Source organism: Tissierella carlieri (assembly GCF_018917285.1).
GTDB classification, from domain to species: Bacteria; Bacillota; Clostridia; order Tissierellales; family Tissierellaceae; genus Tissierella; species Tissierella carlieri.
On sequence record NZ_JAHLOH010000009.1, the window covers coordinates 1 to 19,436 of the forward strand.

Annotated in this window: 16 protein-coding genes and 2 pseudogenes; 10 read left to right on the forward strand and 8 right to left on the reverse strand. The window is 29.6% G+C overall.

Going from position 1 to position 19,436, the window contains the following annotated elements; translation table 11 throughout:
• Nucleotides 1-747: 747 nt before the first annotated feature.
• Nucleotides 748-2,131, reverse strand: a pseudogene (locus tag KQI38_RS01065) (transposase).
• A 172-nt stretch (nt 2,132-2,303) separates the two neighbouring features.
• Here KQI38_RS01065 and KQI38_RS01070 point away from each other — a divergent pair.
• Complete coding sequence (locus tag KQI38_RS01070) at nt 2,304-2,777, forward strand: DUF2975 domain-containing protein (protein WP_216554445.1); 474 nt, start codon at nt 2,304-2,306, stop codon at nt 2,775-2,777.
• Between the two features lie 8 nt (nt 2,778-2,785).
• Nucleotides 2,786-2,995: a helix-turn-helix domain-containing protein gene (locus tag KQI38_RS01075; RefSeq protein WP_338114432.1), complete on the forward strand. Its 210-nt coding sequence runs from the start codon at nt 2,786-2,788 to the stop codon at nt 2,993-2,995.
• 369 nt (nt 2,996-3,364) lie between these two features.
• On the opposite strand, the gene KQI38_RS01080 is transcribed toward KQI38_RS01075, so the two are convergent.
• On the reverse strand, nt 3,365-4,315 hold the full coding sequence (locus tag KQI38_RS01080; RefSeq protein ID WP_216554449.1) for a hypothetical protein: 951 nt from the start codon (nt 4,313-4,315) through the stop codon (nt 3,365-3,367).
• Between the two features lie 160 nt (nt 4,316-4,475).
• The gene (locus KQI38_RS01085) at nt 4,476-4,949 is read right to left on the reverse strand and encodes a metal-dependent transcriptional regulator (RefSeq protein ID WP_246565498.1); all 474 of its coding nucleotides are present in this window, start codon (nt 4,947-4,949) and stop codon (nt 4,476-4,478) included.
• Between the two features lie 144 nt (nt 4,950-5,093).
• Here KQI38_RS01085 and KQI38_RS01090 point away from each other — a divergent pair, with 144 nt between their 5' ends.
• Both KQI38_RS01090 and feoB read left to right on the forward strand, forming a co-directional pair.
• The gene (locus KQI38_RS01090) at nt 5,094-5,333 is read left to right on the forward strand and encodes a FeoA family protein (RefSeq protein ID WP_094903982.1); all 240 of its coding nucleotides are present in this window, start codon (nt 5,094-5,096) and stop codon (nt 5,331-5,333) included.
• 16 nt (nt 5,334-5,349) lie between these two features.
• Nucleotides 5,350-7,500, forward strand: coding sequence for a ferrous iron transport protein B (gene feoB / locus KQI38_RS01095; protein WP_216554451.1), 2,151 nt, complete (start codon nt 5,350-5,352; stop codon nt 7,498-7,500).
• Nucleotides 7,501-7,683: 183 nt separating this feature from the next.
• On the opposite strand, the gene KQI38_RS01100 is transcribed toward feoB, so the two are convergent.
• A complete protein-coding gene (locus KQI38_RS01100; RefSeq protein ID WP_216554453.1) occupies nt 7,684-8,046 on the reverse strand; it encodes a helix-turn-helix domain-containing protein in 363 nt (120 codons plus the stop codon).
• A 187-nt stretch (nt 8,047-8,233) separates the two neighbouring features.
• Between KQI38_RS01100 and KQI38_RS01105 the strand changes: the two genes are divergently transcribed.
• The 5 genes from KQI38_RS01105 to KQI38_RS01125 all read left to right on the forward strand — a co-directional run bounded on the left by KQI38_RS01105 (nt 8,234) and on the right by KQI38_RS01125 (nt 12,628).
• Nucleotides 8,234-9,178 carry an ABC transporter permease gene (locus KQI38_RS01105; RefSeq protein WP_216554455.1) on the forward strand — a complete coding sequence of 315 codons (945 nt, stop codon included), beginning with the start codon at nt 8,234-8,236 and terminating at the stop codon, nt 9,176-9,178.
• Nucleotides 9,178-10,128: an iron chelate uptake ABC transporter family permease subunit gene (locus tag KQI38_RS01110; RefSeq protein WP_216554457.1), complete on the forward strand. Its 951-nt coding sequence runs from the start codon at nt 9,178-9,180 to the stop codon at nt 10,126-10,128. The genes KQI38_RS01105 and KQI38_RS01110 overlap by 1 nt, the downstream gene beginning before the upstream one ends.
• Nucleotides 10,125-10,880 carry an iron ABC transporter ATP-binding protein gene (locus tag KQI38_RS01115; protein ID WP_094903978.1) on the forward strand — a complete coding sequence of 252 codons (756 nt, stop codon included), beginning with the start codon at nt 10,125-10,127 and terminating at the stop codon, nt 10,878-10,880. The genes KQI38_RS01110 and KQI38_RS01115 overlap by 4 nt, the downstream gene beginning before the upstream one ends.
• Before the next feature lie 27 nt (nt 10,881-10,907).
• Nucleotides 10,908-11,897: a siderophore ABC transporter substrate-binding protein gene (locus KQI38_RS01120; RefSeq protein WP_216554459.1), complete on the forward strand. Its 990-nt coding sequence runs from the start codon at nt 10,908-10,910 to the stop codon at nt 11,895-11,897.
• A 209-nt stretch (nt 11,898-12,106) separates the two neighbouring features.
• Nucleotides 12,107-12,628: a hypothetical protein gene (locus KQI38_RS01125; RefSeq protein ID WP_216554461.1), complete on the forward strand. Its 522-nt coding sequence runs from the start codon at nt 12,107-12,109 to the stop codon at nt 12,626-12,628.
• Nucleotides 12,629-12,930: 302 nt separating this feature from the next.
• Here the strand turns inward: KQI38_RS01125 and erm are convergent.
• Nucleotides 12,931-13,813: pseudogene (erm, locus tag KQI38_RS22935) on the reverse strand (23S ribosomal RNA methyltransferase Erm).
• An 810-nt stretch (nt 13,814-14,623) separates the two neighbouring features.
• On the opposite strand from erm, the gene KQI38_RS01140 reads away from it, so the two are divergent.
• Nucleotides 14,624-16,189, forward strand: a complete 1,566-nt coding sequence (locus KQI38_RS01140; protein WP_216554465.1) for an FAD-dependent oxidoreductase — start codon at nt 14,624-14,626, stop codon at nt 16,187-16,189.
• Nucleotides 16,190-16,386: 197 nt separating this feature from the next.
• Here the strand turns inward: KQI38_RS01140 and KQI38_RS01145 are convergent, their stop codons facing one another.
• Genes KQI38_RS01145 through KQI38_RS01155 form a run of 3 tightly spaced genes read right to left on the reverse strand, consistent with a single transcriptional unit; the run spans nt 16,387 to nt 19,313 of the window.
• Nucleotides 16,387-17,343, reverse strand: coding sequence for an acyl-CoA dehydratase activase (locus KQI38_RS01145; protein ID WP_216554468.1), 957 nt, complete (start codon nt 17,341-17,343; stop codon nt 16,387-16,389).
• A complete protein-coding gene (locus tag KQI38_RS01150; RefSeq protein WP_216554470.1) occupies nt 17,324-18,421 on the reverse strand; it encodes an acyl-CoA dehydratase activase-related protein in 1,098 nt (365 codons plus the stop codon). Before KQI38_RS01150 ends, KQI38_RS01145 begins: the two co-directional genes overlap by 20 nt.
• 1 nt (nt 18,422) lies before the next feature.
• The gene (locus KQI38_RS01155) at nt 18,423-19,313 is read right to left on the reverse strand and encodes an acyl-CoA dehydratase activase-related protein (protein ID WP_216554472.1); all 891 of its coding nucleotides are present in this window, start codon (nt 19,311-19,313) and stop codon (nt 18,423-18,425) included.
• Nucleotides 19,314-19,436 lie beyond the last annotated feature (123 nt).

Here is a 19,436-nt window from a genome sequence, read left to right on the forward strand (position 1 = left end):
GCTTCCTCTCTCCCACACCTCACGATGTGAAACTTGCAAGTCGCTATGAGATTCGTTGGTAACTACGCTCTTTAAGGACTTTCACCTTAGACATATGACATGCCCGTCAAACCTAAAAAGATAAGTAATTTAATTACTTATCAATTGAATAAAGTCAATGTCTATTTTATTTATATTAGGTTGTTTTTAAAAGCACAACCATAGGGTAGCATACTATAAACAAATTCACTTTTTATCTAAAATAAATCATATAGTTTTCCATATTTATTTCTTACTACATGATTTATAACTATTGCTTCCTTGTATATTAGCTTTTCAAGGAATATATACTTCTATGTAGTTAGTTTATATATAGTATTAAGAGAGATTATATTAGATGGGTATAAACAACTTATCTTTTCTACGTTATTGTTATTGAATAATTTTATATTATTTATCATGTACTTTTTATTGATAAACAATAAATATTATAGTATGATATTGGTATAATATAAGTAATTGCGAAACTACTTCTAGAAAGTGAAGAATAGAAATATAAGTCCTTCATAAAGGAATTTCAATAAATAGGAAGTAGATTTTTGGTAGGAATTAAATGAAAACAAAAATTGTCCTTAAAAATAAGTACACAAAACAAAGGTATTAAGTTTCTATAAAAATTAATACCTAAAATAAACACCTAAGCAATTAATGGTTTTAAACTTCTAATATATTCATGTTTATGTATTTTATCAGCAAGTACAACAGTAATCAATTGTGTAATGCCAGATAGTAATAAATCTGCATGAATGGTTTTCTCATTTTGGGTTTTTCGTCCAGCTATGCAGAAACTTTCCTTAAAGTGGTTTATGGACTGTTCTACAACTGAACGGATTTTGTAAGTTTTATCCCACTCGATGGTGCCGCGAAGAGTTCCTGGATAGGTACGAAGATCTTTTTCAGGATAAACGTAAACCATCCTTCCACTAGGGGATGAAGTACAAGGGTTTTTGCAAGAGTGGCGTCTTCGATATTTGCCATCACCGCACTTGGTCCACTTCATTTTAGGGCATACGAACTTAAATGTTTTAATCCTGCATCTTAAATGAGAAGTATTACCTTCCTCTTTCATTGGAAGAGTTGGATCATTTGGACAGCAAGGTATTCCAGATTCATTTATGATATAGTCTGGATTTGTTAAAGAAGAACGATGATTTAATGGAATATATGCTTTATCAAATTTTAAATCAATAAGTAAATCTTTGTAAATATTAATAGCATCAAAGGCAGCATCACCAATGAAAACACTTGGTTTAATAGTAGGATGTTTGGCAAAGAAGTCTTTTAAAACAGGAATAACAGCTTTGATATCATGAAGAGATTTATCATAATCAGGTGAATCTGATTTTTTATCAATAATGATATCTGGATGAAATTTTAAGAAATCTTTATTGTAAAAAGAAATATCCCTTACAATACCAAGACCATTGGTAATCATGCCAAATTTATAGACATAGCAAAAGTGACCATTAATATAAAGCTGTTTTATTTCAGAGTTACAAGCAGCATGTGAAGGCATAGATCCATATGCAACTTTGTATGGATCATAAGAATCATCAAGACCTTGAGATTTTTTAAATGCTTTTAACTGTTTAACAATTTTATTAGCATATTTAGGATTATTTTCAGTAACAAAAGCTTCAACACCAGAGGTATCAAAGATAGTCATAGAAGCCTTAAATTCATCAATATGTTGGCATATTGGTTCAGTAACATCAACAAGATTATCAAATACAGATTGTAAGTCAAGTAAGAAGTCTTGTTTAAAACGGGTAAATTTAGAACCATCGGGGACTTTGTTAAAGCCACAAAATTCCCTTAATTCCTTTGAATATTTAAGAAAAGTAATTAAGAGGGTATCAGTAGGAATGGAAAAAATTCTCTGAATAAGTAAAGCCCATAGCATTGAATGAAGCTTGTATTCACGAGGACGTCCAGTAGAAGAATAAAAATGATGGTAGAAAGAAATAGGAATAAACTCATCAAGATTAATGGTATCATTCAATAATGAAAGAAACTTAGGTCTATCATTTTCAAAAAAAGTTTTGCAATCAGAATAAATATCTGCCAAAGAAAGCTGTTTATGTGTTATCATATTTATATAACTCCTTTCGGGTTTTGGTGGATTTGTTGCTAGGCACTTCAATTTTACCATAAATCGGTGAGGAGTTATATTATTTTGTGAAAAAACATCCCGTATTTATGCGGATTATGGCGTTTTGCAAACGCCTATTGGTATAATACATTGAAAGGAGTTGTTATTGATTATGAAATATACAAAAAGAGTGAACTTTTTAAAAGGATTACTGAATATCATAGGTGTCTTTATTTTATTGCTGCTCATGCTTTCAATTTTAAATTGTATTCTGTTTTTTCATGATAAAGGAGCAAAAAACACTATACTATCTATAATATTTTCTCTGATATTTTTTGGCGGATATTTTATGACTATATTCACTTTAAGAAAAATCCTTAACTCAATATTGGAAAAAAATCCTTTTATTCCTGAAAATATTATTTGCCTTAGAAAAATTGGGTATTATATACTTTCTATTGGACTAATAGATGCCATCGTCAATTATCCAAAGCCAAGTAATACTGGTTTTATACTTATTACTTCTCATGGCTCTTTAAAGCCCATAATATTTCTATATATCAGCCTTAGTCTTTTAGCCTTTATATTAGCTGATGTTTTTAAAATGGCTATAGACATCAAAGAAGAAAATGACTTAACAATATAGGGGTGATTATTTTGATTATTGTAAATCTAGATGTAATGATGGCTAAGAGAAAAATTTCTCTTTCTGAATTGGCAGAAAGAGTTGGAATCACAAATTCAAATTTATCAATTCTTAAAACTAATAAGGCAAAAGCTATCAGATTTTCTACATTAGAAACTATTTGCCGTGAGTTACAATGTCAGCCAGGAGATATATTAGAGTACCGTGAGGATGATTAATAATCAATATATCTCTATAATATATTTTTGTCGTCAAGATAGACAATAGCTTAATAAATGAAAAGGTATTAGATGGGAACTATCATATCTAATACCTTTTCATTTCTGATAAACTATAAATAATATTTATCTGAAAGTGAGTTTTTTATTGTTGTATCATATAACACCTCATATATCATATATATTCAATAATATTATCTCTTTACCCATAATTCATAGGACATATTTCAATAGCAATCTTTTAAAATTGTTTTTTCATCTTGACCATCCTTTTCTCCATATTGCAAATCCCTTATCTATGATTTCCACAAGCCTTTAATATTCTCAATAGCTTATGTTAGAATAAATATTTTTTCAAATATTCATATTCTATAATTTTGACAACAAAGCTTGTATTCTCACAGTACAATCAATTTTTCTATCTATAGTTTTTCTCCATGAATTTGACAATGGAAAATGAATTTTATCTTTAACTGCTTGTCCCATATCCCAAAAACCATCTTCGGATATATTCTCATTAATCCAGTCAATAAAATGTTTACACTTACTTGGAAATAAGGAATAGGAACTTAAAAGTTCACATGCAGTTATATATTTACTTGCTAATTTGGAACAGAATTTATCTGGAACTGTCTTGAGACAGCTATCATAGATATAATATATTCCATTCTCTGAATTCATAATATAATCCAAGAATTTTGATTCAATATCACTAGGTAGATATCCAGCTAGCAGAGCTATTACATAAAAATTTTGGAATCTCCACATATACTTTTCCTTAGATGACTTATGAATTTCATAATAGGCTTCCTTGTAGTATTCATGACTATAGCTATCTTTTGAAAATGCATAGGTTATAATTTTTGACCAGTTCTTAGCTATTTCTACAGCTAGTTCATTTGATGGATCAATAATTAACATCCATGTTGCTACAAATAATCTTGTTAATAAGTCCCAATCATGCTTTTTTTCTTTGTAATCTCTCAAATCTACTTCCCTAAGCAAATATCTCTCCATATAACTAAAAGCTTTTTGAATTGGTTGGTCCTCTTTGTCTAATCCTAATATTAGTAATCTACGAAGTGCTTGTTCTGTTGTCATTATTGACTGAGAAAATTGGCTCATGCTATGAAATTGCCCCCATGAACCATCTTCCCACTGTAGGCTTACAATATCATTAACCCATTTAGTTTCTAAAACTTCTTTTTTAGCATTTGCCAACTTTTCATTATCCTTGTTTAAATTTATTACATCACGCATTAAACGATATTTAGGTATAGGATCTAAATTACCTTTTATTATCTCTTCAGCTGTAATCATATATCTATCCCCCTCAGCACTATTAACCTTTTTTGTGGCTTTCAATAATAGTATTATTCTACATTTTCTTTTAAACTCCTTCTTTGTAAATGAAATATCTTAAAAAACAAAAAATAAATAATTGAATTACTTATCAATTGAATAAAGTCAAGAATATGCCCTATTTTGAATTTACCCCTCTATAATTAAGATATCTTTCCAATAAATCTTTGTTATCATAAAAAAAATTATATAAGATTTCAATGTTTTCAACAGTACTAGGTGAAATATAGTGCTCTATCAACTCCGTTTGAACTAAAGTACTTTCTTTACATCCTATAAAAGATAAAAAATTTTCTATAATATTATGCCTAATTAATAAAAATTCACCTTCTCTTTTACCTTCTTCTGTTAAAGTTACAATACCATATTTCTCATAGTTAACTAATCCTAGCTCTCCAAGCTTCTTAACCATCTTTGAAGCTGAGGAAGCTTTTACATTTAATAGACTAGCTAATGTATTTACCCGAATATATGGTTCCTCTAGACTATTTCTATATATCATTTCAAGATAGTCTTCTAAAGCAGGAGTAAGTGATCCTTTGCCATATTCTTTTAGCTCATATCCTCTTACTGTATGAAATTTACTATTCAATATTATCACCGCCAAGTTTTTATATAATAATTTATGTCTTTTATATATATACGAGTAACACTTCAAAAGTATTTGACATATTTTGGTGTAGGGAAAAATTTTTTCCCAAGACTAAATTTCATTATTTATTAGGAGGTTTTTTATATGAATAATATTTATATTCCACTTAGTTCATTATCAATTGGCGAAAAATGCAAAGTCAAGGAATTAATATCCGATGGCCTAACAAGAAGACGAATGTTAGACTTAGGGTTAATCTGCAATACAGTAGTAGAGTCTCTACATCAAAGTCCTTCTGGTGATCCTGTTGCCTATCTCATTAGAGGAGCTGTAATAGCCCTTCGTTCTGAAGCAGCCTCTATGATCTTAGTAGAAAAAATTTGAATTAGGGGGAAAGATTATGGGTTTAACGAACACATCTACAGGGTTAGAAGTTCTTGAACAAGAGCTTAAAATTGAGAAAACCACTTCCACAGATAAAATCATTGCATTAGCTGGCAACCCTAATGTAGGAAAATCTACAGTTTTTAATAATTTAACAGGACTAAATCAGCATACTGGCAACTGGCCAGGAAAAACTGTTACTAATGCTCATGGAAATTATTATCATAAAGATAATAATTTCATTCTAGTAGATATCCCAGGTACCTACTCTTTAATGGCAAATTCTATAGAAGAAGAAGTTGCTAGAGATTTTATATGTTTTGGAAATCCAGATGCAACAGTGATTGTAGTAGATGCTACTTGCTTGGAAAGAAATCTAAACCTCGTATTACAAACTCTAGAAATTACTTCTAAAGTAGTAGTATGTGTTAATCTTATGGATGAAGCAAAGAGAAAAAATATATTTATAGACTTAGAAGAATTATCAAAACAATTAGGAGTTCCCGTAGTCGGAACTAGTGCTATTAAAGGGAAAGGGTTACAGGATTTAATGGATTCAGTTTATGATGTTGCTTTTAATGAGCTTTCATTAAATCCTTTAAATATTCAATATGAAGAATCAATTGAAAAAGCTATGTCAAAAGTTGAATTAGTACTTAAGCCAATAATCCAAGATAGACTAAATACTAGATGGGTTGCATTAAAACTTATAGATGGAGATATTACATTATTAAACTCTATAAATAAATATCTTGGCTTTAATTTAAATGAGCAAAATGAAATAATAAATGAAGTTCATAATTCAAGAAATTTTCTAGATACAGAGGGGATTAATCACGATATCCTACGTGATAAAATCGTTAGTCATTTAGTAAATATAGCAGAGAGTGTCAGTAATAAGGTTGTTTCTTTTGAGAACAAGGACCATAATAATTTTGATAGAAAAATAGATAAATATCTTACATCTAAAAAATTTGGAATTCCAATTATGATATTTCTCCTAGCTATAATTTTCTGGCTTACTATTACCGGCGCTAATTATCCTTCTGAGATGCTTGCTAAGGGATTATTTTGGCTTCAAGATAGATTTACAGATTTTTTCATTTGGTTAGATACCCCTCCATGGGTACATGGAGTATTAATTATGGGAATTTATCGAACATTGGCTTGGGTGGTCTCTGTTATGCTTCCACCAATGGCTATATTTTTCCCATTATTTACATTGCTTGAAGACTTAGGATACTTACCTAGAGTTGCTTTTAATCTAGACAATTTCTTCAAAAAATCTTGTGCTTGTGGAAAACAGGCTCTGACCATGTGTATGGGTTTCGGTTGCAATGCTGCTGGCATAATTGGCTGCAGAATAATTGATTCGCCGCGAGAACGACTTATAGCCATAGTCACTAATAACTTTGTACCTTGTAATGGAAGATTTCCTATATTAATAGCAATTATTTCTATGTTCTTCGCAGGATTTTTAGATGGACCTCTTAAATCTATAATATTAGCATTAATCCTAACGGGAGTTATAGTTCTTGGAGTTATAATGACATTGATAGTATCAAAATTACTGTCCAATACAATACTTAAAGGTATTCCTTCTAATTTCACTTTAGAATTACCACCTTATAGGAAGCCACAAATAGGCAAAATAATAGTCCGTTCAATTTTTGACAGAACATTATTTGTATTAGGTCGGGCAGTAGCAGTGGCTGCACCTGCGGGACTGATTATATGGATAATGGCAAATATTTATATTGGAAATTCAAGCATTTTAACTCATTCCGCAAATTTTCTTGACCCATTTGCAAAATTAATTGGATTAGATGGTTATATCTTAATGGCATTCATTTTAGGCTTTCCTGCAAATGAAATAGTTATCCCAATAATAATCATGAGTTATATGGCTACGGGTTCTCTTCTTGAATTAGATAGTCTAGTACATTTGAAAGATCTTCTTATTTCTAATGGATGGACTTGGCTAACCGCTGTATGTGTAATGCTATTTTCATTAATGCATTGGCCATGTGCTACTACGTGTTTGACTATCAGGAAGGAAACTCAAAGTCTTAAATGGACTGCTATTTCTTTTCTTGTACCAACCATTATTGGAATTGTAGTTTGTTTCTTAGTTGCAAGTACAGTAAGATTAGTAGGTCTAATATAAGTAAAACAAATAATAATAAAGGAAAGAGGTATTTGTCACAGGTCATTATATCAAATACTTCTTTCCTTTATTAAATTAAAGATTTATATTATATCAAAAATATGGTCATTTCTATTAATTATAAAACTATAAATTTGATATAAATGGAACTTTATGTATCGCCTTTCTAGCTTAAATTTGTTTTTATTGTACATGCCGCAATTTATTTCTATATTTCAATGGTGTAGTTCCAATAAGCCGCTTAAAGGCCATATTATAATAATTTTGATTATTATATCCTACAGCAAGTGCAACTTCTAATATAGATAAATTTGTATGATGTAACAATTTTTTACTCTTTTCTATTCTAATTTTATTAACATAATTTGAATATGTTATACCAGTTTCTTTTTTAAATAAATTACAGAAATAACATTTATTTAAACCCAAGAACTCTGATATTATATCTAAGCTTAGAGATTCCTCATAATTGCTTTTAGTGAAATCTATAGCTCTCCTTATATGAAAACTATAAATTTTATTATTGTTAATATTATTTATATTCATAATATATCCCTTCCTTTTATTTAAATTATCTAAATATAGTTATAAAAAAGTAAATATAGTTAAGATTTATAATTTACTAACTGCTAAAATACTTTTAATTGATAATGATTATCACTTTCATTTGTGTTAATTATTATATCAAAATTTATTGCTCTATGTCAATTTATAGAATTACTAAGGAGGCATTATGAAAAAAAGATATTTATTGTTCGTACTAATTATTTTATCTGTAGTCTCTATATTTATTGGAGTTAAAGAAATATCTCTTTTAGATATCTTCTATTTAAGAAATGATAAAATCCAAATATTATTTTTAAGTAGATTCCCCCGACTTATTAGTATTATTGTAGCTGGGATAGGAATGAGTATAAGTGGTCTTATAATGCAGCAAATAACTCAAAATAAATTCGTATCTCCAACTACAGCTGCTACTATAGACTCTGCTAAACTCGGAATTTTAGTTTCTCTTATATTATTTTCTACTGTCAGTGTATTTACTAAGATGTTAATTTCTTTCATCTTTGCATTAGTTGGAAGTTTTTTATTTATGGTAATTTTAAAGAAAATAAAATATAAAAATGCTGTTATCGTGCCATTATTAGGTATTATGCTTGGGAGTATAATTGACTCTTTGGCAACTTTTCTAGCATATAAATATGATCTTGTACAGAATGTTTCCTCTTGGTTGCAGGGAGATTTTTCTATGGTTATTAAGGGCAGATATGAACTTTTATACATAAGCATTCCCCTCGTTTTTATTGCTTTTCTATATGCAAATAAATTTACTTTAGCAGGAATGGGTGAAGATTTTTCAATTAATCTAGGTCTAAATTATAATAAGGTTGTTAACTTAGGTATTAGTATTGTAGCCTTAATAACTTCTGTAGTAGTAATCACTGTAGGAAAAATTCCATTTTTAGGTCTTATAATACCTAATATAGTTACCATGTATCAGGGAGATAATTTAAAGAATAACCTTGTTCCAACAGCTTTATTTGGACCGGTATTCCTTCTTTTCTGTGATATATTAGGCCGCATAATAATTTACCCTTATGAAATTTCTATAGGTCTTACTGCTGGAGTTTTAGGTAGTCTAATTTTTATCTATCTGCTTATTAGGAGGAATGCATAATGAATTCTAAAAAGAAAATATATTTTCTTTCAATACTACTTTTAATTTTGATTACATTATTCCTTATCATAGGGTTGAATAGTAAAAATTGGCAATATGCTCTTTCACGACGTATACCAAAGATAATCGCTATTATATTAACTGGGAGTTCTATAGCATTTTCTTCTATGATATTTCAAACTATAACAAACAACAATATATTAACTCCTAGTGTATTAGGATTAGATTCTCTATATATGTTCTTTCAAACCTTTATTGTATTTGTCTTTGGATCTAATAATCTAGCCAAAATAGGAAATAATTTTAATTTTATATTATCTGTTGTTTTTATGGTGATTTTTTCCATTATATTATTCAAAATCCTTTTTAAAAAAGAAGGCACTGATATATTTTTTCTACTATTACTTGGATTAGTATGTGGGACATTTTTTCAAAGTTTATCTTCATTCATGCAAGTATTAATTGATCCAAACGAGTTTTCAATTGTTCAAAATAAAATGTTTGCCAGTTTTAATAATGTAAATACAAATATCTTATGGTTAGCTTTAGTAGGAATATTTTTAGCAATAGTTTATACATATAAGAATTTGAACTCTTTAGATGTTTTGTCTTTAGGTAGAGATAATGCCATTAATCTTGGAGTAGATTATGATGGAACTGTAAAAAAAATGCTGATAGTTATTTCTATATTAGTGTCTGTATCTACAGCTTTGGTTGGACCTATAACTTTTCTAGGATTATTAGTTGTAAATATTACTAGAGAATTTTTTAAGACTTATAAACACAAATATTTAATTATAGGCTCTATGTTAGTTAGTTCAATTGCTCTTGTAGGAGGACAACTTCTTGCTGAAAGGGTAACAAATTTCAGTACTCCCATATCAGTAATTATTAACTTTGCTGGTGGTACTTACTTTATATTTTTATTATTAAAGGAGAGTAAGATATGATAGAAATAAAAAATGTAGTTAAGCAATATGGCAGTAAAAGTGTTGTGGATAATGTAAGTGTTAAGATAGAAAGAGGTAAAATTACTTCATTTATCGGACCAAATGGAGCTGGTAAAAGTACTTTGTTATCCATAGCTAGTAGAATTATAAGTAAAAATGAAGGCGAAGTATTTATTGACGGTAAAGAAATTAGTCAGTGGAGCAATGATGAACTTTCTAAAAAAATCTCTATATTAAAACAAACTAATCATATTAATATAAGACTTACTATTAGAGAATTAGTCAGCTTTGGTCGCTTCCCATATTCTAAGGGAAAACTAACTGCTGAAGATTGGAAATATGTAGATGACGCTTTGGCTTACATGGCTCTTAATGATATTCAAGATAAATATCTAGATGAGCTTAGTGGAGGTCAAAGGCAAAGGGCTTATATTGCTATGGTTATAGCTCAAAATACAGAATATATTCTACTAGATGAGCCTCTTAACAACCTAGACATGAAGCATTCTGTAGATATTATGAAAATACTAAGACAGCTGGTAGATGATTTGGGCAAAACAGTTGTTATAGTTATACATGATATTAATTTTGCCTCTTGCTATTCAGATTATATTATAGCTTTAAATGATGGCAAAATAGCTAAAGAGGGGGTGGTTAATGATATTATATCTAAAGATGTATTAGAAGAAATATATGATATGAAATTTAGTATCCAAGATATAGAAAACTATAGGATATGTGTTTATTACTAGAATAAAAAATATTATGAGGTGGAAAATATGAAAAAAACAAAAAGTTTACTTATTTTAGTCTTAGTAATTGTTGCTGCTTTAACTCTTACTGCTTGCAACTCTAAAAAAACTCCTGAAGACATTGTAGTCGATTCTCAGAATAAAGAAAATGTACAAACTCCAAATAAAAACGCTGAAGAACCTTCTACTATAACTATTACCCATCAGCTAGGAGAAACTGTTGTTAATAAAAAACCTGAAAAAGTAATTGTATTTGACTATGCAACTTTAGATTCCTTAGATAAACTTGGAGTGGAAATTATAGGACTTCCAAAGTCTAACATTCCAACGTTTCTTGAAAAATTTAATGATGAAAAATACGAAGATGTAGGGACATTATTTGAACCCAATTTTGAAAAAATTTTTGAGCTTGAGCCAGATGTAATTTTTGTATCTGGTAGACAAGCAGAAGTATACGATGAACTGGCTAAAATAGCTCCTACTGTATTTTTAAACATTGATGGCGCTAACTATATGAAGTCATTTACCGATAATGTTAAAGTTTTAGGTGAAATCTTTGGAAAAGAAGATCTAGTGGAAAAAGAACTTGCCTCCATTAATGAAGCTGTTCAAGCTTTAAATAAGGCTGTTACAGAAGATGAAAAAAATGCTCTTATAGTTATGGCTAACGATGGCGCTATAAGCGTTTATGGTGAAGGTTCTCGATTTGGTATAATACATGGTGATTTTGGATTTATACCTATAGATAAAAATATACCCGCAGATAATCATGGTGATAAAGTTACCTTTGAATATATATTAGAAAAAGATCCTCAATATATTCTAATTATTGATAGAGCTGCTACTACTGGTGGCAGTACATCAGCAGAACAAATTTTTGATAATGATATTATTAAGCAAACTCAGGCTTATAAAAATGATAAAATAATATATCTTAGCTCACAAGTTTGGTATGTGGCTTCTGGCGGATTAACTGGAACAATGACAATGATAGAAGACATACAATCTGGACTATAAAATTTCATCTATAAATATAGATAAAAACTCATTTCTGATAAAACTTTAAATAAGGCTTATCTAGAAATGAGTTTTTTATACTCACTATTTATTAATTAATAGCTTTTTTCATTCATAGAACTTTATAATTTATTTAACATAATATATATTAAATAAATTATAAAGGTGGAGATAATATGGAATGTATTAATAGGTGCCAATTGAATCTAATGAATGAGTTTCGTATGTTATGGGAACAGCATAGTGCTTGGACTAGAATGGCAATTACAAGTATTGTCTTTAATTTACCTGATGAAAAATATACTGTCAACCGTCTTCTTCGAAATCCTTTGGATTTTGGTGAAGCATTAAAGCCATTTTATGGAGATATCATAGCCACTAATTTTGCTGAATTACTTACAAAGCATCTCACTTTAGCTGCTGATCTTGTTAAAGCGGTTATAGCTGGTGATAATAAAAAAGCAGAAGAACTTGAAAAAAACTGGTATAAAAATGCAGAGGAAATAGCAACCTTACTCGGTACTATTAATCCTTTTTGGTCTGAAGAAGAATGGAGAAGAATGTTATTTGAACATTTAAATTTCGTAAAAACCGAAGCCCTTGATATGATTAATAAAGACTACGAAGCAAGTATAGAAACATATGATAAGCTTGAAATCCAAGCCTTAGAAATGGCAGACGTAATGAGTAATGGAATAATCAAACAGTTTCCATGTAAATTTTATTGCTAATCTAATTAGTTCCTTATTATAAAGCCTATTGCCAAGGCTATATAATTCCTATATAGCCTTGGCAATCTAAGTTTAAGGAATAATTTATCACTTTTATCAAATTAAATATTTTTAGTCTAAGTTTATTAACCATACTAAATATTTATATTTTCTATAAAATTCCTCCCCACTTTTCAAATCTGTTATATTAATAAAATTTTCCACTTTCACACCTTCCTTAATAATCTAACTGATAGCTATCATTTCATATAACTATACCAATTCAAATCCCAAAAGGTTACAAAAATTAAATTATCCTATTTCTAATATTTAAAATTCCGATTTCTTTTATCTATTTTGCTTTGCTCATTGAGAAGTTTAGCATATGCATTATAAATCAATCTCTGTTTATCTGTAGAAACACCTGTTATAAAATATTGAAAAATTTTAAGCCATTTTTCAAAACTTAAGTTGACTGGGCTATCAGTAATTTGGAATCCTATATCTTGAGAAAGCCGTTTAAGTTGCTTAAAGGAAAAAATATTCTTAGTTTTTTCCTTTAAGTTATTACCACTACTGCTAAAAATATATGCAATAAAATTATTATACAAATCTGAGCTATTTTCATCTATTAAAATATTTTTTCTCTTTTTTATATGAAGAAAAACACTATTAACTTTTGGAACAGGAGTAAAATCCGTTTTTCTAAATCTATGGATAATTTTGAATTCAAAGTATGGTTTAAGAAGTAAAGATCTCATACTTTCTCTATTATATGGATTGCCAGCATATTTTCTAGCTGCCTCCTCTTGAATAATAATATATATCTTCAGGAGGATTAGAAAAAGATGTTAATTTAAGCAAGATTTTTGCTGTAATATTATATGGAATATTTGAAAAAACCTTGTATTTATATTTTTCTAGCAAGTTAAACTCTAGAAAATCTCCATATATAATTTCAACATTTTCTACATTTAAAAATCTACTTTTAAGTTCCTCATATAAATGAACATCATATTCTATTCCATATATTCTTTTAACTCTTACAGCTAGCTCATTTGTAATAATTCCTTTACCTGGTCCAATCTCAATTATTATGTCATTTTTATCTATGTTGCTTTTTTTTATTAAATCTACTACCAATTTTCTGTTATAAAGAAAGTTCTGTGTATCCTGTATTTTAATCATAAATCCACCGCCATTCATAAATTTAAATAATGATCAAATGTGGATTCTTGTATATCTCTTCTATAAATAAATTTTCAAAAAACAAAAAAGCTATAAATAAACTACTCATTTATAGCTTTTGATATTTCCATATCTATAGATCAAACAAATACAAAAATACCCTGTTTCTTGAACAAGGTATAAACTCAATATAAAGCTGCATGAATGTTCATTACAAGAATCCATTAAAATAAGGTACAAATAACAAGCCTATTTCCTAGGCAATTATACCTTAAAAATATCTAATTGTTTTTATCTAACAATTAAAAAACGAATTCTTATAGAACTAATACCCACTTGCAACTCTCCTTTCAAGATCTTTAATTGATTATATCATGGATATATTTATTTATCAATAAATCCTAGGTCATTTATATTAATTTTAGTATGAATCAAGTAAATCCTTTCAATACAAATTTTAATATTAATCTATAAGGATTAGTTATAAATTTTATCTATATTTAATCTATATCGTATAGTTCTTATCTATAATAAGATACTATTCATAAGGAGGTGATTGATATGGAAATGAGATTCATAAATGGTGAAGAGTATATAGTTATTAATAGAAGTACGGGTGAAGTAAATTACTGAGTTCCTGACGAAAAAGGCTATTTCTCTAAATGAACTGAGAGGCCATCTGCCGTTGGCAGAAAATAAATTTATATAACTAATTAAGAAAGGACTATTGATGTATTCAATGGTCCCTTCTTAATTAGTAAAATTTGAATAATTTGTATTATATAAGTAAAAGATATATATTAAATAATTGATAAGATGGAGGAAAATATGATTATAAATAATAAAAGGTATTTTGAAAAGCAACCCATTTCCTATTGGTTAACATCTGCATTTATGACTAATTATCCTGCTTTAGAAGAGGATATAACTGTAGACATTGCAATAGTTGGCGGTGGATTGGCGGGAATTCAATGTGCATATCAATTAGAAAAAGAAGGATTCAAAATTGCTGTTCTTGAGGCGAATCATATAGGTCATGGTGCCACAGGACATACAACAGCCAAAATTACTTCACAGCACAGTCTTATTTATGATAAAATTCAAAATCAACTGGGATCAGAACTAGCAAAACAATATGCTACTGCAAACGAAACTGCTATTCATGAAATTAAAAAAATTGCAGAAGAAAATAATATAGATTGCGAATATATTTCTCAATCCTCATTTGTATATACACAGCAAGATGAGTACATACAAAAAATCCATGATGAAGTCAAAGCAGCCTCAAGTCTAGGTATAAAAGCCTCCTATATAGAAAACATACCTTTTCCCATTCCCATTAAGGGAGCTGTTCGATTTGATAATCAGGCTCAATTTCATCCCCTTAAGTATTTATTTTCTTTAGCAGAGATTATTCATGATAAGGGAGTTCAGATATATGAACAAACTAGAATCGTAGATATTGAGGAAAGCGACAATTATGTAATTGTAACTTCCCATGGGAAAAAAATCACTGCTGAAAAAGTAATTATTGCGTCTCACTATCCTTTTTATAATAAGCACGGAATGTACTTCGCAAGAATTTATACTTCCAGAACTTATATTGTAGGAATTAGAGCAAAAGAAAAATATCCAGGTGGAATGTATATAAACGCAGAAAAACCTACTCGTTCCCTGAGACATCAAAATATACCAGGAGGTGAACTTATACTAGTGGTTGGAGACGAACACAAAACTGGTCAAGGTGAAGATATGAACAAACATTACGGAGCATTAATAGACTTTGCAAGTGAGGTATTTACTATAGAAGATGTTCCATTTCGATGGTCTACTCAGGATTGCATGACTTTAGATGGTATACCCTATATAGGAAAATTCACTTCAAATACGTCTAACCTATATGTAGCCACTGGATTCCAAAAATGGGGAATGACAAACAGTACAGTCTCCTCCTTAATCCTTAAGGATTTGATTATAAAAGGTGAAAGCCCATGGCAAGATGTATATGATCCATCACGTAAAACCATTGCTGCATCTACAAAAAATTTTATTGTTCAGAATGCTGACGTTGCAAAACATCTAGTAAAGGGAAAACTTTCATCATTAGATAAAGATATCGATATCCAAAATGGAGAAGGAAAAGTCTTAGAAATAGATGGAAATAGGGTTGGAGCCTATAGAGATGAGGAAGGTAAGCTTTACTTAGTAAATACTACTTGCACACATATGGGATGCGAATTAAACTGGAATTCTGCTGAAAGATCCTGGGATTGTCCTTGCCATGGTTCAAGATTTTCCTATCAAGGGGATATATTAGAAGGTCCATCAGTAAGCCCTCTAAAAGTTGGTCATGATGTAAATACTATCGAAAAATTATTTAAAGATGATTTTTAGAAATATAAGAAAAGCTTCTAAAATCACATTAGAGGTAGCTTTTCTTGGCCATTGCATAAGCGATTTGCACAAGATCAAAGATTTTGGCAATCTGCTTAAAACTCATTTACAGAAAGTTCTTTATGCTAAAACATTGAAAGTAGAACTTTCCTATTCGTTATAGAAATAAGCTCAGATTTATAAATCTGAGCTTATTCTTATATAGTAATCTTGTTGCTCCATTTTCCACATCTATCTCCGAAGCAGCCAATATCACTATTATTCTCATTGATTGTAACCACTTCACATAGGTTTGAACATCCCTTACATTCAAAACTTGTAGAGATAAATTTATTCTCGGCAAGATCAAGACCTCTGAAATTAGTTTTTCCATTTTTTTCAGCGACCTCTTTCCCTATTATTGCAGCACCTATTGAACCCATAACATTATAATGCTCTGGAACAAATATCTCGAAACCTAAAGCATTTTCAAAGGCTGCTTTTATACCCTTATTGGCAGCAACTCCTCCTTGAAAAAATACTTTAGGCACGATTTCTTTACCCTTTCCAATGTTATTAAGATAATTTCTAACTAAAGCATCGGAAAGTCCCCTTATTATATCAGATTTATTATATCCTAACTGTTGCTTATGTATCATATCTGACTCAGCAAAAACTGCACATCTTCCAGCAATTCTCACAGCTGTATTTGATTTTAAAGCATAATCACCAAATTCTTCAATTGGAATATCAAGTCTTTCTGCCTGCCTATCAATAAATGAACCTGTACCTGCTGCACAGACAGTATTCATTCCAAAGTCAGACACTACTCCATTCCTTAGAATAATAATTTTTGAATCCTGCCCCCCAATTTCTATTATTGTCCTTACATCTTTATCTATTTCAAGGGCTGCAACTGCATGGGTTGTTATTTCATTCTTTACTGCATCAGCTCCTATTAGTGTGGCAGCTATATGTCTACCACTTCCTGTAGTTCCAGCTCCGCCAATTTTAATTCCATCATATTTGTCCTTTAAAATCTTTAGACCATTCTGAACAGCCTCTATTGGGCTTCCCTTAGTTCTTAAATAAATTTTCTCTATTACATTCATTTTGTTATCTAAAATCACGATATTAGTACTTACTGAACCTACATCAACTCCAAGATAATGCATCTTTCTTTCTCCTTTCAAGCAAATCTACAAATGCTTCAATCCTAGTAACAAATCCAGCTTCACCAGTCATTTCATCAACTACAAGAGACATTATAGGAAAATCTTTATCCTTTGATATTGTAGGTAATATTGCTTTCGAAACAATCTCAGGCATACATCCCATTGGAAATATTTGAATAGCCCCATCCAATCCTTCTTCATGAGCTAAAACTGTCTCACCAACACATTCTCTTGCATGACCTCCAATACCAAGGTGAAGATATTCTTTTGCTCCTTTTTTTATATCAAGTGAATTTAATTTGGTCGGAACTAATGCCATATCTTTAACCCACCAACTAGGGGTTAATCTTCTCTTAGTAGAAACCCCGTAATCCATTAACTTATCTTCAATAAATAAATTTGAAAATGGTTCAATTACAGTATAGATTTCACCTATTATAGCTATTTTAATAGGATTTTTACTTTTATCTATCTCTATATTATTAATATTGTTTTTATAATCTTCTAGTAATTTAATCATTTCTTTAGGGTCATTACATTTTAATGCCTCTCTCTTACAGCTATTTAATATCCTCTTACATTCACCCTTTACCTTTTCATAACCTGCAAGATAATGAGCCTTTGATTCTATTTCATCAATTAAATTCACCACCTTTATTGCATCACTCAGAGCCTTTAACTTTTGATATTTTGACTTACTACTTTTTGAAGATAATTTATTTATTCTATTATATAATTCTTTAATTCCTATATCTTTTGGAGCATCAATTATTATAAAATCTAAATTATACTCAAGTTTATTCAATAAATTTATTTGTAACTCACAGTATTCTCCAAATCTACATGGACCACAGCTCCCTGGAATTAGTACTGTATTTGCCCCTTTTTCAATTGCTTGTATATAATTCCCTATCATTATTTTAAAAGGCAAACACATTTCTTCTGGAGAATGTAATGAACCAATTTCAAGAGCCTCCTTATTATTAAATGGTGGCATTATATACTCTATTTCAAGACCATCAAATAGTGCTTTAGCAGCTAAATATACATTACCTAAATGTGGCGCTGTTATTTTCATATTAATGACTCCTTTCCAACATATCTACAAATGCTTCTACCCTTGTATCAAGACCTGCCTCACCAGTATGCTCATCTACCTTCAATATCATGAAAGGAAAATTCCCTATTTTATCTTTAATCAGTTCAATTACTACAGAATCTATTCCACATGCAAAGGAAGATATATATATAATTCCATCTACCATCTTTTCTCTAGTTGCATATGCTGTAAAACCATAGGAATTTCTGGCAAATGTCCAAAAAGGTCTTTTATATAGATTTTTAACTTCCATGTCTATTGATTCATCATCAACATGTTCTTCTGTTATAACACCTACACCTAATTCATTAAGTTTTTGAACTACATTCATATTGATAAAATTGTCATAAATATTATATGGGTGACCTACTAAAGCAACTCTTAATTTATAATTCTCATCTTTTATACCTTGTTTGTAATTTTTTTGCTCATCTAATGCCTTATCAAATGCCTTTCTTATTCTGGAACTATCCTTTGTTATTTTACTTCCTGCTTCTTCAGCCCAGCTATAAAGTCTTCTTTTTGATATAGCATAAATAGGCTCTGTAATAGTTTCAGGAATATCAGGTATACTATTTAAGATCATTTCAGGAAGTCCACAAAACTTTGGACATATATATTCTCTTTTTCTAACCTGCATTATTCTAGGAATTACAATAATGTCAGATTTATCCTTCAATGAAGAAACATGCCCATGAAATATCTTAACTGGAAGACAAGCTTCATCTACTGAATATTTAATACCTTCATCTAATATCTTTTTATTAGTATCAGATGAAGTAATTATTTCAGCTCCTAGTTCAGAAAAAAATGTTTGTAAAAAAGGATGATATGTATAATACAATAGCCCCTTAGGAATTCCTACTTTCATATTTACCTTGTATGATATAGTCAACGACTAAAATCATACTCTCCTTTCTTTTTTATTATAATTATCCGCTATAATTAAACTAGACACTGTGGACTTTTAATTTGACCTTATAGCTTGACTATT

Coding starts and splice junctions, on each gene's coding strand:
- KQI38_RS01090 (WP_094903982.1), top strand. CDS start 5,094: ATGAATAATATTTATATTCCACTTAGTTCATTATCAATTGGCGAAAAA.
- KQI38_RS01115 (WP_094903978.1), top strand. CDS start 10,125: ATGATAGAAATAAAAAATGTAGTTAAGCAATATGGCAGTAAAAGTGTT.
- KQI38_RS01140 (WP_216554465.1), top strand. CDS start 14,624: ATGATTATAAATAATAAAAGGTATTTTGAAAAGCAACCCATTTCCTAT.
- KQI38_RS01145 (WP_216554468.1), bottom strand. CDS start 17,343: ATGCATTATCTTGGAGTTGATGTAGGTTCAGTAAGTACTAATATCGTG.
- KQI38_RS01155 (WP_216554472.1), bottom strand. CDS start 19,313: ATGAAAGTAGGAATTCCTAAGGGGCTATTGTATTATACATATCATCCT.
- KQI38_RS01150 (WP_216554470.1), bottom strand. CDS start 18,421: ATGAAAATAACAGCGCCACATTTAGGTAATGTATATTTAGCTGCTAAA.
- feoB (WP_216554451.1), top strand. CDS start 5,350: ATGGGTTTAACGAACACATCTACAGGGTTAGAAGTTCTTGAACAAGAG.
- KQI38_RS01080 (WP_216554449.1), bottom strand. CDS start 4,315: ATGATTACAGCTGAAGAGATAATAAAAGGTAATTTAGATCCTATACCT.
- KQI38_RS01100 (WP_216554453.1), bottom strand. CDS start 8,046: ATGAATATAAATAATATTAACAATAATAAAATTTATAGTTTTCATATA.
- KQI38_RS01070 (WP_216554445.1), top strand. CDS start 2,304: ATGAAATATACAAAAAGAGTGAACTTTTTAAAAGGATTACTGAATATC.
- KQI38_RS01110 (WP_216554457.1), top strand. CDS start 9,178: ATGAATTCTAAAAAGAAAATATATTTTCTTTCAATACTACTTTTAATT.
- KQI38_RS01120 (WP_216554459.1), top strand. CDS start 10,908: ATGAAAAAAACAAAAAGTTTACTTATTTTAGTCTTAGTAATTGTTGCT.
- KQI38_RS01125 (WP_216554461.1), top strand. CDS start 12,107: ATGAATGAGTTTCGTATGTTATGGGAACAGCATAGTGCTTGGACTAGA.
- KQI38_RS01105 (WP_216554455.1), top strand. CDS start 8,234: ATGAAAAAAAGATATTTATTGTTCGTACTAATTATTTTATCTGTAGTC.